This window comes from Pseudomonas pisciculturae, from assembly GCF_015461805.1.
Taxonomy (GTDB): domain Bacteria; phylum Pseudomonadota; class Gammaproteobacteria; order Pseudomonadales; family Pseudomonadaceae; genus Aquipseudomonas; species Aquipseudomonas pisciculturae.
The window spans coordinates 330,746-347,086 of sequence record NZ_JACVZE010000003.1; the positions used below are offsets into that span (position 1 = coordinate 330,746).

General features: G+C 60.8%; 13 protein-coding genes. 6 read left to right on the forward strand and 7 right to left on the reverse strand.

Translation table 11 applies throughout. The features are described 5' to 3' along the window. Positions 1 to 2: 2 nt before the first annotated feature. The 4 genes from ICY20_RS10500 to pilM form a co-directional block, all read right to left on the reverse strand. Positions 3 to 1,328: a type IV pilus secretin PilQ gene (locus ICY20_RS10500; protein WP_194937575.1), complete on the reverse strand. Its 1,326-nt coding sequence runs from the start codon at positions 1,326 to 1,328 to the stop codon at positions 3 to 5. Between the two features lie 70 nt (positions 1,329 to 1,398). Beyond that, positions 1,399 to 2,370 carry a pilus assembly protein PilP gene (locus ICY20_RS10505; RefSeq protein WP_194937438.1) on the reverse strand — a complete coding sequence of 324 codons (972 nt, stop codon included), beginning with the start codon at positions 2,368 to 2,370 and terminating at the stop codon, positions 1,399 to 1,401. Beyond that, complete coding sequence (locus tag ICY20_RS10510) at positions 2,367 to 2,918, reverse strand: PilN domain-containing protein (RefSeq protein ID WP_194937439.1); 552 nt, start codon at positions 2,916 to 2,918, stop codon at positions 2,367 to 2,369. The genes ICY20_RS10505 and ICY20_RS10510 overlap by 4 nt, the downstream gene beginning before the upstream one ends. Next, positions 2,918 to 3,571: a type IV pilus biogenesis protein PilM gene (gene pilM / locus ICY20_RS10515; RefSeq protein WP_159962535.1), complete on the reverse strand. Its 654-nt coding sequence runs from the start codon at positions 3,569 to 3,571 to the stop codon at positions 2,918 to 2,920. Before pilM ends, ICY20_RS10510 begins: the two co-directional genes overlap by 1 nt. Before the next feature lie 218 nt (positions 3,572 to 3,789). Between pilM and ICY20_RS10520 the strand changes: the two genes are divergently transcribed. Continuing rightward, the gene (locus ICY20_RS10520; RefSeq protein ID WP_194937440.1) at positions 3,790 to 6,252 is read left to right on the forward strand and encodes a penicillin-binding protein 1A; all 2,463 of its coding nucleotides are present in this window, start codon (positions 3,790 to 3,792) and stop codon (positions 6,250 to 6,252) included. 209 nt (positions 6,253 to 6,461) lie between these two features. On the opposite strand, the gene ICY20_RS10525 is transcribed toward ICY20_RS10520, so the two are convergent. The 3 genes from ICY20_RS10525 to rpmE form a co-directional block, all read right to left on the reverse strand. Continuing rightward, positions 6,462 to 7,730, reverse strand: a complete 1,269-nt coding sequence (locus tag ICY20_RS10525; protein ID WP_122511504.1) for a malic enzyme-like NAD(P)-binding protein — start codon at positions 7,728 to 7,730, stop codon at positions 6,462 to 6,464. 181 nt (positions 7,731 to 7,911) lie between these two features. After that, positions 7,912 to 8,718: a thermonuclease family protein gene (locus ICY20_RS10530; protein WP_194937441.1), complete on the reverse strand. Its 807-nt coding sequence runs from the start codon at positions 8,716 to 8,718 to the stop codon at positions 7,912 to 7,914. Between the two features lie 14 nt (positions 8,719 to 8,732). Then, the gene (rpmE, locus tag ICY20_RS10535; protein WP_049710411.1) at positions 8,733 to 8,963 is read right to left on the reverse strand and encodes a 50S ribosomal protein L31; all 231 of its coding nucleotides are present in this window, start codon (positions 8,961 to 8,963) and stop codon (positions 8,733 to 8,735) included. Between the two features lie 214 nt (positions 8,964 to 9,177). Between rpmE and ICY20_RS10540 the strand changes: the two genes are divergently transcribed. From ICY20_RS10540 to hslU, 5 genes are all read left to right on the forward strand, one after another. Continuing rightward, positions 9,178 to 11,397 (forward strand): primosomal protein N', encoded by a 2,220-nt coding sequence (locus tag ICY20_RS10540; RefSeq protein WP_194937442.1) that lies wholly within the window; start codon positions 9,178 to 9,180, stop codon positions 11,395 to 11,397. Positions 11,398 to 11,601: 204 nt separating this feature from the next. Continuing rightward, positions 11,602 to 13,338 carry an arginine--tRNA ligase gene (gene argS / locus ICY20_RS10545; protein ID WP_194937443.1) on the forward strand — a complete coding sequence of 579 codons (1,737 nt, stop codon included), beginning with the start codon at positions 11,602 to 11,604 and terminating at the stop codon, positions 13,336 to 13,338. A 1-nt stretch (position 13,339) separates the two neighbouring features. Beyond that, on the forward strand, positions 13,340 to 14,041 hold the full coding sequence (locus ICY20_RS10550) for an SPOR domain-containing protein (RefSeq protein WP_159962540.1): 702 nt from the start codon (positions 13,340 to 13,342) through the stop codon (positions 14,039 to 14,041). Positions 14,042 to 14,299: 258 nt separating this feature from the next. Continuing rightward, complete coding sequence (gene hslV, locus ICY20_RS10555) at positions 14,300 to 14,830, forward strand: ATP-dependent protease subunit HslV (RefSeq protein WP_159960225.1); 531 nt, start codon at positions 14,300 to 14,302, stop codon at positions 14,828 to 14,830. 37 nt (positions 14,831 to 14,867) lie between these two features. Further along, positions 14,868 to 16,205: an ATP-dependent protease ATPase subunit HslU gene (gene hslU / locus ICY20_RS10560; RefSeq protein ID WP_159960227.1), complete on the forward strand. Its 1,338-nt coding sequence runs from the start codon at positions 14,868 to 14,870 to the stop codon at positions 16,203 to 16,205. The last annotated feature ends 136 nt before the right edge of the window (positions 16,206 to 16,341 follow it).

Sequence of the window (16,341 nt, forward strand, 5' to 3'; positions counted from 1 at the left end):
AATCAACGACTCACAGCAATCGCCTGGTTATTCATAATACGCGGAGTCAGGAATACCAGCAGCTCGGATTTTTTCTCCGCCAGCACATCGCGCCGGAAAAGGCGGCCAAGATACGGCACATCGCCAAAAAATGGCACTTTATCTACCACTTTGCTTTGGGTATTAGAGAAAACCCCGCCGATCACGATGGTCTCGCCGTCCTTGACCAGCACCTTGGCGTTGACCTCGTTCTTCTTGATGGGGGGCACGTCATTGAGTTTGTTCAGGTAGTCGGGCTCGTCCTTGGTCACCCTGACCTCCATGATCACCCGATCATCAGGCGTGATTTGCGGCGTCACCTCTAGCGACAGGGAAGCCTCCTTGAATGACACCGACGTAGCCCCCTGGGAGGTGGACTCCTGATACGGGATCTCGGTGCCTTTGAGGATGCGGGCGGTTTCCTTGTCGGAGGTAACAACCTTGGGCTGCGAGACGATCTCACCATTGCCGGATTTCTCCATGGCCGTCAGCTCCAGGTCCAGCAACAGGTTGTCGGTGATAAAGGCGAAGCCCAGGCCCGAAGTACCGGTCAACGACCCCAAATCGACAAACGGCGAGCTGGGCGGGCTTTCCGGCGGCTCCGCCCCCTCGGCCAAGGGCTTGGTGATACCCCCAGCGCCCCAATTGCCACGGTTGAACCGCCCTCCCCAGCGTGCGCCCAGGCTTTTGTCGTAATCGACATTGGCCTCGACAATCCGCGCCTCGATCATGACTTGGCGCACGGGAATATCCAGTTGCGCCACGATGCGCCGCAGCTCTTCAAGCCGCTCCCCCGTCTGATAGGCAATGATGTTGTTGGTACGATCATCCACTGCCACTGAGCCGCGCTCATCGGTGGCGCCTTCCAAGCCCGTGACCGACTGGAACAATTTGGCCAGGTCCGACGCCTTGGCGTAGTTGACCTGCAACAGCTCCCGGCGCAATGGCGCCAGCTCTGCCATTTGCTTGCGCGATTCAAGGATCAGCAACTCACGCGCCGCCAACTCCTCAGCGGGCGCCACCAGCAAGACGCCGGCCTTTACGCGCTTGTCCAGACCTTTGGCTTGCAGCACCAGGTCCAACGCCTGATCCCAAGGCACATCCTTGAGCCGTAGGGTGACCGAACCCTGCACATCATCGCCGGCGACCAGATTCAGGCCGGCCACATCGGCGATTTGCTGCAACGCCGTGCGTAACTCGATGTTCTGGAAGTTGAGGTTCAGCTTGTCGCCTGAGTAGACGCCGGCAACCGCACTGTCGGGAGGCGGCAGATGGATCAGGTCGATGCGATTGGGCACAGCAGCAGCCATCGGTGCCGTGAACGCTATCCATAGCGCCACACCGAAGGACGAGAAAGTCCTTTTCATTGGATTGATTCCGTTAAGAGTTGACGTTTAACACCAGGGTTCGCGGGCGTTCGATCCACGCGCCCTGCTTGTCGGGGAATAGTTCGAGCAGTTCGACATAGCCCTCATGGATAGCCGTGACCCGACCATGGTCTGGCCCCAGGTAATCGCCGACTGCCAGGCGGTGCACCTTGGCGGCTGCACGCAGCAGGGCGAAGGTCTGTGAGCCGCGGGACAGCGTACCGACCATTTCAAACTGCTCTACTGCAACGCTTTCCAGAAGGCCGCGCGGTCGCGAAAGGTCTGGTGCCCGGGCCAGGCGACCCGGCGCGTGATCAACCTGCATCGCCAGCGGCTGGAAAGGATCGCGCAAGCCGGATGAATCATAGGTAAACGCCTGATCTTGCGCATAAGCCTCACCGGCCCGGCCACCCTGCTGCGTGCGCCAATAGGTTTTGACCAGCAGATCGAGGCGCAGCAGCCTGCCGTCAGGCCGCAGGGCAACATCATGCGTGGTGGCAATTTGCGACTGACCACCCAAGGCACTCACGAACATCGCCAGGTCGTGATAAGCGCCCACCACACCAACCTGCACCGGCTGCTCGATATAGAGCGCGCCGGATCGCTCATCCAGTGGCATGACACTCTCGATCAGTAACCCATTGGAGAGCGCCAGGCCTGCGATGTCTTCCAGCCAGTCAGGCATTCGAGATTCAGCCGGCAACTGTCGCCAAAACTTCTCGACCTTTTCCTGCGTGATCATTAACCGCAGATTGCGCTCTTCGAGACGAGCCGCCCCGGCTGTCTTTTGCGCAACTTGCTCCTGCAGGGCCACTTCCCGCGCCTCGACCTGCTGCAACCGCTCTCGCGACGGGCCCAGATACACCACGTCACCGACCACCCACACCACAGCCGCCAGCGCACAGCCCAGCAGGGCCCTGCCTGGAAGGGGCCATTTTGCAGCGTTGTGAATAAGTGCGAGAAGTTTGAGCCTGGGCAGGCTCACGGCTGAACCTCGGAGGATTCTCCCTGACGCACCATCAATTGGAATTCGTTGTTGCCGCGAGCACCTTCGGTGCGTACATGTTGCAGGCGCGTGGCGTGGGCGCCCTCGGTGGCTTCCAGCCGTCGCATCAGCTGGGCGATATCCTGGCTGGATTCGGCACTGCCGCTGATGCTTACCGTGTCACCCTTCGCAACCACCTCATGCAGATGCACGCCATCGGGCATTGCGCGGGCTAACTGCTCCAACAACTGCGCCCCTGCAGAGCGGCCGTCGTGCAGGTCCTGTACGACCTTCATACGTTCTGCCAGTTGCTGGCTTTGCACCTGCAGGTCATCGATGGTCTTGATGCGTGAGTCCAGGACGGTGATGTCCCGGCCCAAGTGATCATTGCGCGTTACCTGCCGATCAATCGCCTGGTCGATCACCTGGTCCGCCAGCCATACGGCCGCAAGCGCCACACCGGCGAACGCCAGCAAGAACGCGAGGAGATACTTGCGTCGCCGCTCTGCCAGCGCCTGGCGCCAAGGCAAAAGGTTGATTCGTGTCATCAAGCGAAACTCCTCAGGGCCAACCCGCAAGCAACTCCCATCGATTGGGCATCCACCGCCCATTGTGCACCATCGACTCGATGGCCCGGCGTGAAGCTGGCGAAATCCTGACCGCTAGCACGCGCCAATGCAAATGCTTCGACGTCGATCACCCTCGGCACCAGCCCGGCCAAGGCCAAAACCGCTTCTCGGGTCTCCACATGCTCCTTAAGGCAAGCCGCCAGCAACACCTCGACCCGCGCCGGGTTCAGGGGCGAGCGACCCTGAATGTGGAAGTCGATAGCCACTTCATCCAGTGGATACGGAATGTACTGCTCTGCCTCGACCTGGATCATCAACGCCATCTCGTCCTCGCTAAGCCCCGCCGCCATCTCGATGACCCGTGTAATGACCGAAGGCCCCGCCACCGCGACTGCCACGCCTCGGGCCGACGTATGTAGCCGAGGCAGCGCGGCATGCAGCGCGCACCCTATGCTTTCAAGATCGAGCAAGGCGCCTTCGATAACCGCGTGGGCGGGCAGCGCCTGGGTGGTATAGCCCTGAATGCTGTAACCATCGCCAGAACGGCCCAGCTCAACCAACCGGATGGCCGTGTCATTGATATCGACGCCCAAGAGGATGTCGGCTTTTCGTGTGAAAAATCCCTTTCGCATAAAACTCCCCAAAACTTTGCCTGTCATACCGCCTGATTACCGCTGGATGCCACGCATTCTGTCGACATGTTGGAGAGGGGCGAATGACGCCCCAAGTCGAAAAATGCTTTAATGCCCAGCGTTTTTTCCCGCTTTTTATCTGCAGCTCGGGTTGATCCATCGTTTGCCATGCATGCCCCGACGCCTAACTCTTTCTTTTCTCTGGAAATCCAAAAGCCTTGATTCGTCTGCTGAAGTTTTTCGGGTACTCCATTGTCGCGATTGTCTGCGGGCTGCTGCTCGTGCTCAGCGGTGCCTACCTCTACCTTAGTCCGGGTTTGCCCTCCGTAGAGGCCCTCAGAAGTATCCAGTTGCAGATTCCTTTGCGGGTCTACAGCAGCGATGAAAAACTCATCGCGGAGTTCGGCGAAATGCGCCGCACACCGATCCGTTTTGCCGATATTCCGCCCAATTTCATCAACGCACTGCTCTCGGCCGAAGACGATAATTTTGCCAACCACTATGGCGTCGACCCCAGCAGCCTGGTGCGTGCGGCCACACAACTGGTAAAAAGCGGACACATTCAATCCGGTGGCAGCACCATCACCATGCAAGTGGCGAAGAACTTCTTCCTCACCAGCGAACGCAGTTTTTCGCGTAAAGCCACTGAAATCCTCCTGGCCCTACAGATCGAACGTCAGTTGACCAAGGACGAAATCCTGGAGCTGTACGTCAACAAGATCTACCTGGGCAACCGTGCCTACGGGATCGAGGCCGCCTCCCAGGTTTACTACGGCAAGTCCATCCGTGACGCCAGCCTGGCGCAGATGGCAATGATTGCCGGCCTGCCGAAGGCGCCTTCGCGCTTCAACCCTCTGGCCAACCCGGCACGCAGCAAAGAGCGACGGGACTGGATTCTCGGCCGTATGTACAAGCTGGGCAAAATCGACCAGGCCGCTTACGAAAGCGCCGTATCCGAACCTCTGAACGCCAGCTATCACGTGCCGACACCGGAAGTGAACGCCCCCTATATCGCCGAAATGGCCCGCGCCGAAATGGTCGGCCGTTATGGCAGCGAGGCTTACACCGAGGGCTTTCGCGTCACCACGACCGTGCCGAGCGACACTCAGGACATGGCCAACACCGCCGTGCATTCCGGCCTGATCACCTACGACCAGCGTCACGGCTACCGTGGCCCTGAATCGCGCCTGCCGGGCAAGACCCTGAGCGCCTGGACCACCGAGCTTGGCAAGCAACGCGCCATCAGCGGCCTGGAACCGGCCATCGTCACCCAGGTGAAGAAAGATGGCGTGCAGGTGCTGACCCGCACCGGCGAAGCCCATGTGGCGTGGGACAGCATGAAGTGGGCACGCCCCTTCCTGAACACCAACAGCATGGGCCCGATGCCCAAGCAGCCGTCGGACGTGGCGCAGGTGGGTGACTTGATCCGCGTGCAACGCCAGAAAGACGACAGCCTCAAGTTCAGCCAGGTGCCGCTGGCCCAGGGCGCCCTGGTGTCCCTGGACCCGCAAAACGGCGCCATCCGCGCCTTGGTGGGTGGTTTCGCTTTCGAGCAGAGCAACTACAACCGTGCAACCCAGGCCAAGCGCCAGCCGGGTTCGAGCTTCAAGCCATTTATCTACAGCGCAGCGCTTGATAACGGCTATACCGCCGCCAGTCTGGTCAACGATGCTCCTATCGTGTTTGTCGACGAGTACCTGGATAAGGTCTGGCGCCCGAAAAACGACACCAACACCTTCCTCGGCCCGATCCGCATCCGCGAGGCGCTGTACAAGTCGCGCAACCTGGTGTCGATCCGCCTGCTGCAGGCAATGGGCGTGGGCAAGACCATCGACTACATGACGCGCTTTGGCTTCGCCAAGTCGGACCTGCCGCCGAACCTGTCCCTGGCCTTGGGTACCGCAACCCTGACACCGATGGAAATCGCCACCGGCTGGAGCACGTTCGCCAACGGCGGCTACAAGATCTCGCCGTACCTGATCGACAAGATTGAAAGCCGCAACGGCGACACCCTGTTCACCGCCAACCCGCCGCGAGTGCCGGGTGATGTGGTCAACGGCGTGGCAGCCACTGATGGCCTGGCAGCGCCAAGCAATGGCGGCATTACCATCGAACCGACGCCAGGTGCCGCGCCAGCCACCAACGCTGCCCCCGCCGAGCCCCAGACTCCTGCGGTGGCCGAGCGCATTGTGGATGGCCGCACCACTTACATCCTCAACAGCATCCTTCAAGACGTGATCAAAAAGGGCACCGGTCGCCGCGCACTGGCCCTGGGCCGTGCGGACATCGCCGGCAAGACGGGTACCACCAACGAATCGAAGGACGCCTGGTTCTCCGGCTACAACGCCGATTACGTGACCACCGTATGGACCGGCTACGACCAGCCGGAAAGCCTCGGCCGCCGTGAGTTCGGTGGCACCGTGGCGCTGCCGATCTGGATGAGCTACATGGGCGCAGCCCTGAAGGACAAACCACTGCACACCCAACCGGAACCGGAAGGCATCCTCAGCCTGCGGATCGACCCGGTCAGCGGCCGCGCGGCCTCGCCTAGCACCCCGAACGCGTACTTCGAACTGTTCAAGAGCGAAGACACGCCGCCGTCGGTCAATGAGCTGGGCAATGGCGTTGCACCGGGTAGCCCGCTGCCGGCGGATGAGGCGGCGCCGATCGATCTCTTCTGACCCAAACCCCAAGCCAATGGGATCTAAAAGTGGGAGGGGGCTTGCCCCCGATGCCGATGTATCAGCAACAGATCTACTGGCTGACACACCGCTATCGGGGGCAAGCCCCCTCCCACATTTGGATCTGCGTTCAGCCCAAGTAAAAGGCCACACAACAAAAAGCCCCGACTCTCACGAGCCGGGGCTTTTTGTTGGTGCGCTACAACGGCTTAGCCGTTGAACACATCATCCACGCTTTGCAGCGGGTAGTTCTTCGGATACGGCAGGGTGGCCACACCGGTCTCGATGGCAGCTTTGGCCACGGCATCGGAGATCAGGGTGATCAGGCGCTTGTCCATTGGTTTCGGGATGATGTACTCACGACCGAATTCCAGTTTGGCACCGCCGTAGGCGTCGCACACGTCCTGAGGCACCGGCAGCTTGGCCAGTTCACGCAGGGCGTTGGCGGCAGCTACTTTCATCTCTTCGTTGATGCGCTTGGCGCGAACGTCCAGGGCACCACGGAAGATGAACGGGAAGCCCAGTACGTTGTTGACCTGGTTCGGGTAGTCCGAACGGCCGGTCGCCATGATCACGTCGCTACGAGTGGCGTGAGCCAGCTCTGGCGAGATTTCTGGATCAGGGTTGGAGCAGGCGAACACGATCGGGTTGGCCGCCATCGACTTCAGGCCTTCAGCGCTCAGCAAGTTCGGGCCGGACAGGCCGACGAACACGTCAGCACCGTCCAGGGCGTCAGCCAGGGTGCGCTTGGAGGACGGGTGGGCAAACATCGCCTTGTACTGGTTCAAGTCGGTACGCTCGGACTGGATCACGCCCTTGCTGTCGACCATGTAGATGTTTTCGAGCTTGGCGCCCATGCTGACGATCAGCTTCATGCAGGAGATAGCCGCTGCACCAGCGCCCAGGCAGACGATCTTGGCATCAGCCAGGGTTTTGCCAGCGATTTCCAGGGCGTTGATCATGCCGGCCGCAGTAACAATTGCGGTGCCGTGCTGGTCATCGTGGAATACCGGAATGTCGCACTGCTCGATCAGGGCCTTTTCGATCTCGAAGCACTCAGGTGCCTTGATGTCTTCCAGGTTGATGCCACCAAAGGTGATGGAAATGCGCTTGACGGTGTCGATGAACGCCTGCGGGCTCTCGGAATCGACTTCGATGTCGAAAACATCGATGCCGGCGAAGCGCTTGAACAGCACGCCTTTACCTTCCATGACGGGCTTGGAAGCCAATGGGCCGAGGTTACCCAGGCCCAGAATCGCGGTGCCATCGGAAATCACTGCAACCAGGTTGCCTTTGCCGGTGTACTTGTACGCCAGCTCAGGGTCACGGGCGATTTCACGTACGGGCTCGGCCACGCCAGGGCTGTAGGCCAGCGACAGGTCGCGGGCAGTGGCTGTGGCTTTGGTGAGCTCTACACTCAGCTTTCCTGGACGAGGATGGGCATGATATTCGAGAGCGGCAGTTTTCAAATCAGACATATCGGCATTCCGCTTTTACTGTTGGTCGACGGACCGCCGAGGATACGCGTGTCGTAAAGTCCCTACAAGACTGGGTAGTCACCGGTGTCAAGGCCCCAAAGCGACGTACTTTGGTCTAAGGCCACGGGATACAAGGGCTCAACTGTTCACAATCACATAAAAAAATGTCTACAATTTTTTATTAATTCGTTGTTTTAAGCATGCTGGGGTCGGTGAGTGGCAACAACCAGCGTGCCTGGTCGCTTTTTGTACCCCCACGCTTGCCACGATCCTGCACCCAGCCACGCGCCTCGATACGCTTGCCTTGCAGACCACTGAACAGGCCGCTATCGAATTTACCGGCCAGATCGGGTGCAATGCGTAATACCAGTGAACCCTGCAATTCGATCCAGATACCACCTCGATTGCGCTCGATCTTGTTCACACGGCCAGCGACCAGCGCAAAACCCGATTGCTTGAGTTGCGCCACCTCTTGCACCGGCGATTGCCGCCACAGCCCCAGCCGCGCCCTTCGCGCACTGTTCTCGGCAGCCTGTTGGCAGGCAACAAGATCGACATTGGGCGCCACACCCACCTGAAACCCCAAGCCTTCAGCCAGTAGCCGTGCCTCAAGGTTTTCGCCGTCAGCACCATAGAGATGAGCCAAGGTGCGGCCGTAGCGGTCTCTACCCTCACGCCCAAGCGCGAGCCCCACACGGCCATCACCGGCCTCGATCAACTGCTGCAAGCGCTGGCGAGCGGCCACGGCATAGGGCTCGTCTGTGCGGCCCTGCTTGCCGGTTTCCGGAGCGTTGATACCGATCATGCGCACGCTGCGGCCATCCTTGAGGCGCACCGTGTCGCCATCCACCACGCGCTGCACGTGCACTTGAGCCAGGGAAGCCGGCGCCGGGCAAAACACCTCGCCCTGAGCCGCCAAAAGCCAAAACCCAGGCACAAAAAAGGCGCCCCAAAGGGACGCCTTTTTCAACAGCCTGCAAAAGCCCATAAGGCCTTTGAGCCTTACTCTGCTGGAGTAGCAGGCTTCTTGCCGAAAGCACCAAAGCGATCTGCGAAGCGCTGTACACGGCCGCCGGTGTCCAGAGTCTTCTGCTTACCGGTGTAGAACGGGTGGCACTCGTTGCATACGTCAGTACCCAGTGGCTTGCACAGGTTCGAACGAGTTTCGAACTTGTTGCCGCAGCTGCAGGTTACTTCGATGGTTTCGTACGCTGGATGGATATCGGCTTTCATGGCACTTCCTCGGGCTAGCGTGCCGCCACTCGACACTATTGTCGAATACCGCACGTAATTAGGCCGCGGATTCTACCAGACCTTTTTGATCGCGCAAGCGGCGCTTAGGCCCCAAACCCTCCTTTCATCAGAAAACCATCGGCTACCCCAAGCCACCCCTCGTCTGCTAGGCTCCCGCCCCTGCGCCACCGCCTGCCTTATATGAGACCCCCGCGTGCCCGACGCCATTTTGCGCCTCGCCCTGCCCTCGCCCCTGCGCCGCCTGTTCGACTACCGGGCCCCGGCCGGCGTGCTGCGGGCGCAGTTGCAGCCGGGCATGCGCGTGCGTGTACCGTTCGGGCGGCGCGAAATGATCGGCATCCTGGTGGAAGTCGCCGACCACAGCGAAGTGCCCGCCGAGAAGCTCAAGCCAGCCATCGCCCTCCTCGATGCCACGCCGCCGCTGCCGCCCGCGCTGTTCAAGCTGTGCTTGTGGACGGCCCAGTATTACCAACACAGCCTGGGCGACACCTTGAGCTGGGCGCTGCCGGTGCTGCTGCGCCAGGGCGAATTGGCCGAAGCACGCCAGGAACGTTTCTGGTCGATGGCCCCCGATGCACGCCTGGACGACCCGCGCATCGCCCGCGCCCCACGCCAGCGTGAAGCCCTGGTCACCCTGGCCCAGCACCCCCATGGCGTGGCCCATCAGTTGCTCAGCAAGCTGATGCTGAGCAAAGACAGCCTCGACCTGCTGCTGGCCAAGGGCTTGGTGCAGGTCGAAATCCGCAAGCATGCCCCCGACCCGCGCCACGAACACTGGCTGGCGCAGCCGGAACTGCCGCTCAACCCTGAACAACGCGCCGCCTACGAAGCCATTCGCGCAGGTTTCGACAGTTTTCATGCGTTCCTGCTGGCCGGCGTCACTGGCAGCGGCAAGACCGAAGTGTATTTACAGTTGATCCGCGAAACCTTGCAGGCCGGCAAACAGGCGCTGGTGCTGATCCCCGAGATCAACTTGGGCCCGCAGACCCTGGCGCGTTTCGAGCAGCGCTTTAACGCACGCATCGCCTTGGTGCACTCGGCGGTCAACGACCGTGAACGCCTTGAGTCCTGGCTGGCGGCGCGGGACGGCGAGGCCGACATTATTATCGGCACCCGTTCGGCGCTGTTCACCCCGATGAAAAACCCCGGGCTGATCATCATCGACGAGGAGCACGACGGCTCCTATAAACAGCAGGAAGGCCTGCGCTACCACGCCCGCGACCTGGCGCTGGTGCGGGCGCGCCAGGAAGATATTCCGATCGTGCTGGGCTCGGCCACGCCGTCCCTTGAGAGTTTGCACAACGCCTACACCGGCCGTTATGGCCTGCTACGCCTGAACGAACGCGCAGGCGGGGCCAAGCAACCGCGCTTCCTGCGTCTGGATGTAAAAAGCCGCCCGCTGGACAGCGGCATTTCCGGGCCGATGCAACAGGCCATCGGCCAGACGCTTGCGGCCGGGCAGCAAGTGCTGGTGTTCCTCAACCGGCGCGGCTTTGCGCCGACGCTGCTGTGCCATGACTGTGGGTGGATGTCCGAATGCGAACGCTGCGATGCGCGCATGACCGTGCATCAACGCTACGGCGAACTGCGCTGCCATCACTGCGGCCATGTAGAACGTGTACCGCGCCACTGCCCGCAGTGCGGCAAGGTCGACCTGCGGCCCGTCGGCGCAGGCACCGAGCGCGCCGAGGAACGCCTCGGCATTCTGTTCCCGGACTTCCCGGTGCTACGGGTCGACCGCGACAGCACCTCGCGTAAAGACGCGATGAACCAGTTGTTTGCCACGATCCAGAAAGGCAACCCGTGCATCCTGATCGGCACGCAGATGCTTGCCAAGGGGCACCACTTTCCACGGGTGACCCTCGTTTCCATCCTGGATGCAGACGGGGGTTTGTTCTCTGGTGACTTCCGCGCCAGCGAGCGCATGGCGCAGTTGATCGTGCAAGTCGCTGGCCGTGCCGGGCGTGCCGAAGAGCCGGGCAAGGTGATTATCCAGACCCACCTGGCCGACCACCCACTGCTGATCCAGCTGACAGAACAAGGCTACTTTGCCTTCGCCGAACAAGCCTTGAGCGAACGCCGCGCCGCTGGCTTACCGCCCTTCTCTCATTTGGCCCTGCTACGAGCCGAAGCGCACAAACCGGGGCAAGCCGAAAGTTTTCTGGATGAAGCGTGCAGTGCTGCCGAAGGATTGCTCGGCGACTTGGGTCTGAGCGGCATCGAGCTGCTTGGCCCGGTACCCGCGCCCATGGAGCGCCGCGCCGGTCGCTACCGCGCTCAGCTACTCTTGCAGGCGACGTCCCGCGCGCCGCTGCATCGGCTGTTAAGTAGCTGGTTGCTTGCCCTGGAGCAAATGCCCAGCGGCCGACAGGTGCGATGGTCGTTGGATGTAGACCCGGTAGATTTGTATTGATAAATAGATCGCCATCGCGGGCAAGCCCGCTCCCACAGTTTGAATTGTGAATACCTTTAAATGTGGGAGCGGGCTTGCCCGCGATGAGGCCCGCAGGTCCGCCAACCCGTCTGAACGGTTGGCAAGCCCGCCCTCGCCACGGATAATGCCCAGTTTTTCCACCTGCGCATCGCGCGCAGCCGCTTGCGGCACAAAGAGAACACCATGAAAGACACCATTCGCCAGCTGATCCAACAAGCCCTCACCCAACTCGTCAACGAAGGTGTGTTGCCTGAAGGCCTGACGCCGGCGATCCAGGTGGAGAACACCCGCGACAAGACCCACGGCGACTTCGCCAGCAACATCGCGATGATGCTGTCCAAGCCTGCGGGCATGAAGCCGCGTGACCTGGCAGAAAAAATCATTGCCGCCCTGCCTGCCGACGAAAGCGTCACCAAGGCCGAGATCGCCGGCCCAGGCTTTATCAACTTCTTCCAAAACACCCAGGCCCTGGCTTCGCGCCTGGACGCGGCCCTGGCCGACGCCACCATCGGCGTGCGTAAAGCAGGCCCGCTGCAGCGTGTGGCCATCGACCTGTCGGCACCCAACCTGGCCAAAGAGATGCACGTAGGCCACCTGCGCTCGACCATCATTGGCGACGGCGTGGCACGCGTGTTGGAGTTCCTCGGCGACACCGTGATCCGTCAGAACCACGTGGGCGACTGGGGCACCCAGTTCGGCATGCTGATGGCGTACCTGCAAGAAAACCCGATCACCAGCAATGAGCTGTCGGACCTGGAAAACTTCTATCGCGCTGCCAAGAAGCGTTTCGACGAGTCCGAAGAGTTCGCCGACCGCGCCCGTGGCCTGGTGGTCAAGCTGCAAGCCGGTGACAAGGAATGCCTGGCGCTGTGGAGCCGCTTCCGTGATATCTCCCTGTCCCACTGCCAGGAAATCTACGAACTGCTCAACGTCAAACTGACCATGGCCGACGTGATGGGCGAAAGCGCCTACAACGACGACCTGATCAACGTGGTCAACGACCTCAAGGCCAAGGGCTTGCTGGTTGAGAGCAACGGCGCGCAGTGCGTGTTCCTCGAAGAATTCAAGACGGCCGATGGCGAGCCGCTGCCGGTGATCATCGTCAAGGCCGATGGCGGCTACCTGTACGCCACCACTGACCTGGCTGCCGTGCGCTACCGCAGCGGCGTGCTCAAGGCTGACCGTGCGCTGTACTTCGTCGACCAGCGCCAGGCCCTGCACTTCCAGCAAGTATTTGAAGTGGCCCGTCGTGCGGGTTTCATCACCCACCCGATGCACATGGAGCACATGGGCTTTGGCACCATGAACGGCGCCGATGGCCGCCCGTTCAAGACCCGCGACGGCGGCACCGTGAAGCTGATCGACCTGCTGAACGAAGCCCAGGAACGTGCCTACACCCTGGTGAAGGAAAAGAACCCTGAACTGGCCGAGGCCGACCTGCGCAACATCGCCCGCGTGGTAGGCATTGGCGCAGTTAAATATGCCGACCTGTCCAAACACCGCACCAGCGACTACAGCTTCAACTTTGAGTTGATGCTCAACTTTGAAGGCAACACTGCGCCGTACCTGCTGTACGCCTACACCCGTGTAGCCGGTGTGTTCCGCAAGCTGGGTAAAGACTTCAGCGAAGTCGAAGGCCAGATCGTGCTCGACGCTCCCCACGAACAGGAACTGGCCGCCAAACTGGCGCAGTTCGGCGAAGTGCTCAACAGCGTTGGCGAGAAAGGCACACCGCACATTCTCTGCACCTACCTGTATGAAGTTGCCGGCCTGTTCTCCAGCTTCTACGAGAACTGCCCTATCCTCAGCGCCGACGACGAAGCCCAGAAGCAAAGCCGCCTGCGCCTCGCCGCACTGGCTGGACGGACCCTCAAGCAAGGCCTGGAGCTGTTAGGCCTGGAAACCCTGGAGCGTATGTAAGTTGGCTGCCAAGAAAAAACCTGCACCCAAGCGCGGCGCCAGCCGCTACCAGGCCCCGGCGAAGAAACCGATCCCGGGCTGGTTGTGGATGGCCATCGGCCTCACGGTCGGCGCGTTTATCGTGTTCCTGATGAAGCTGGACCCCGGCAAGGGCGATGACGTCAAACGGGTCAAGCAGGAGCAGCAGAAGGCCACGAAAATGGCCGAAGCCAACAAAACCGCGCCGAGCCCTACAGCACCCGTGAAGCCGAAATACGACTTCTACACGCTGCTGCCGGAATCGGAAGTGATCGTGCCGCCTGACGCCGTGCCGGAAAAAACCCTGCCGACGCCGCAAGTGCCGACCACACCGGTTACACCAGCGGAAGCGGCGAAGATCGACACCGCTCGCGCCCAGGCCGCATTGGCCGGGATCACCCCGCCGCCCGCGCCGCCAGTGGCTGAGACCAAGGCGGCACCGGTGACCAAGTTCTTCCTGCAAGCGGGCTCGTTCCCGAAACAGGCGGATGCGGACCGTGTGCGGGCGCAGATCATCTTGCTGGGCCAGGCCGTGACGGTAGAGTCTGGCACGGTGAAGGATGCGACCTGGTATCGCGTGCTGGTGGGGCCGTTCAGCAACCGGGAGCAGCTGACCGTGGCGCAGAAACAATTGGCGGGCGCGGGCTTTAGCAACCTGTTGTTACAACAACGCCAGAGCCGCTGATTCGGGCTGTACTTTGATCAAAATGTGGGAGGGGGCTTGCTCCCGATTGCGGTGTATCAGTCACCAGATTCATTGACTAATACACCGCCATCGGGAGCAAGCCCCCTCCCACATTTGGTTTTGCAGCGCTCTGGAATGTGTGTCAGACCATTGAGCACCACTCGTCCGCCATAAACCCCTACGGTTGAAATCATCTCCACCACCCCCATATCTATTTCCACCAGGGCATTTTCGCCCCGCTGCGTGGAGACTCTCCCCTTGACCACCATCGTTTCAGTACGTCGCCACGGCACAGTCGTCATGGGCGGCGACGGCCAGGTTTCCCTTGGCAATACCGTGATGAAAGGCAACGCCAAGAAAGTGCGTCGCCTGTACCACGGCCAGGTTCTTGCGGGCTTTGCCGGCGCTACCGCCGACGCCTTCACCCTTTTCGAACGTTTCGAAGGCCAGCTTGAGAAACATCAGGGCCACCTCGTGCGCGCCGCCGTCGAGCTCGCCAAAGAATGGCGTACCGACCGTTCCCTCAGCCGCCTGGAAGCCATGTTGGCCGTGGCCAACAAAGATGCGTCCCTGATCATTACCGGTAACGGCGATGTCGTTGAGCCTGAACATGGCCTGATCGCCATGGGCTCCGGCGGTGGCTACGCCCAGGCTGCGGCCAGCGCACTGTTGAAGAAAACCGACCTGTCGGCCCGTGAAATCGTCGAGACGGCCCTGGGTATTGCCGGCGATATCTGCGTGTTCACCAACCACAACTTCACCATTGAGGAGCAGGACCTCGCCGAGTAAGCCGTAGGCTTATTCCCGCTTGAGGCCGCCAAACACTATGTCCATGACTCCCCGCGAAATCGTCCATGAACTCAACCGCCATATCATCGGCCAGGACGATGCCAAGCGCGCCGTCGCCATCGCGCTGCGTAACCGCTGGCGCCGGATGCAACTGCCCGAAGAGTTGCGTGTTGAAGTAACGCCCAAAAACATCCTCATGATCGGCCCGACCGGCGTTGGTAAAACCGAAATCGCCCGTCGCCTGGCCAAGCTGGCCAACGCACCGTTCATCAAGGTCGAAGCCACCAAGTTCACCGAAGTGGGCTACGTGGGCCGCGATGTCGAGTCGATCATCCGCGACCTGGCTGACGCCGCCCTTAAAATGCTGCGCGAACAGGAAGTGACCAAGGTCAGCCATCGCGCCGAAGACGCTGCCGAAGATCGTATCCTCGATGCCCTGCTGCCACCGGCACGCATGGGTTTCAACGAAGACGCTGCACCGGCCACAGATTCCAACACCCGCCAGCTGTTCCGCAAGCGCCTGCGTGAAGGCCAGTTGGACGACAAGGAAATCGAGATCGAAGTTGCCGAAGTGGCTGGCGTTGATATCTCTGCGCCACCTGGCATGGAAGAAATGACCAGCCAGTTGCAGAACCTGTTCGCCAACATGGGCAAGGGCAAGAAGAAAAGCCGCAAGCTCAAGGTGAAGGAAGCGTTGAAACTGGTGCGCGACGAAGAAGCCGGGCGCCTGGTCAATGAGGAAGAACTCAAGGCCAAGGCCCTGGAAGCAGTCGAGCAGCATGGCATCGTGTTTATCGACGAGATCGACAAGGTGGCCAAGCGCGGCAACTCCGGCGGCGTCGATGTGTCCCGCGAAGGCGTACAGCGCGACCTGCTGCCACTGATCGAAGGCTGCACCGTCAACACCAAACTGGGCATGGTCAAGACCGACCACATCCTGTTCATTGCCTCGGGTGCGTTTCACCTGAGCAAGCCAAGCGACCTGGTGCCTGAGCTGCAAGGCCGCCTGCCAATTCGCGTGGAGCTCAAGGCGCTGACCCCGGGCGACTTCGAGCGCATCCTCAGCGAGCCACATGCATCGCTGACCGAGCAGTACCGTGAGCTGTTGAAAACCGAAGGCCTGGGCATCGAGTTTCAACCGGACGGTATCAAGCGTTTGGCGGAGATCGCCTGGCAGGTTAACGAGAAGACCGAGAACATCGGTGCACGTCGTTTACACACCTTGCTGGAGCGTTTGCTGGAGGAAGTGTCCTTCAGTGCTGGCGATTTGGCCGGGGCGCAGAATGGCGAAGTGATCAAGATCGACGCTGAATACGTCAACAGCCACTTGGGCGAATTGGCGCAGAACGAAGATCTGTCGCGGTACATTCTGTAAGCCACACGCAGAACTGCTTTGCTCTAATGTGGGAGGGGGCTTGCTCCCGATGGCGGTCTGTCAGATAGAGATATGCTGACTGACACACCGCTATCGGGGGCAAGCCCCCTCCCACATTTTTAAGCCGGTTTCTTCA

What these genes read in the sequence shown, in the direction of transcription:
- ICY20_RS10500 (WP_194937575.1), bottom strand. Translation starts at nt 1,328, where the DNA reads ATGGCTGCTGCTGTGCCCAATCGCATCGACCTGATCCATCTGCCGCCT.
- hslU (WP_159960227.1), top strand. Translation starts at nt 14,868, where the DNA reads ATGTCCATGACTCCCCGCGAAATCGTCCATGAACTCAACCGCCATATC.
- ICY20_RS10530 (WP_194937441.1), bottom strand. Translation starts at nt 8,718, where the DNA reads ATGGGCTTTTGCAGGCTGTTGAAAAAGGCGTCCCTTTGGGGCGCCTTT.
- ICY20_RS10525 (WP_122511504.1), bottom strand. Translation starts at nt 7,730, where the DNA reads ATGTCTGATTTGAAAACTGCCGCTCTCGAATATCATGCCCATCCTCGT.
- pilM (WP_159962535.1), bottom strand. Translation starts at nt 3,571, where the DNA reads ATGCGAAAGGGATTTTTCACACGAAAAGCCGACATCCTCTTGGGCGTC.
- argS (WP_194937443.1), top strand. Translation starts at nt 11,602, where the DNA reads ATGAAAGACACCATTCGCCAGCTGATCCAACAAGCCCTCACCCAACTC.
- ICY20_RS10510 (WP_194937439.1), bottom strand. Translation starts at nt 2,918, where the DNA reads ATGACACGAATCAACCTTTTGCCTTGGCGCCAGGCGCTGGCAGAGCGG.
- rpmE (WP_049710411.1), bottom strand. Translation starts at nt 8,963, where the DNA reads ATGAAAGCCGATATCCATCCAGCGTACGAAACCATCGAAGTAACCTGC.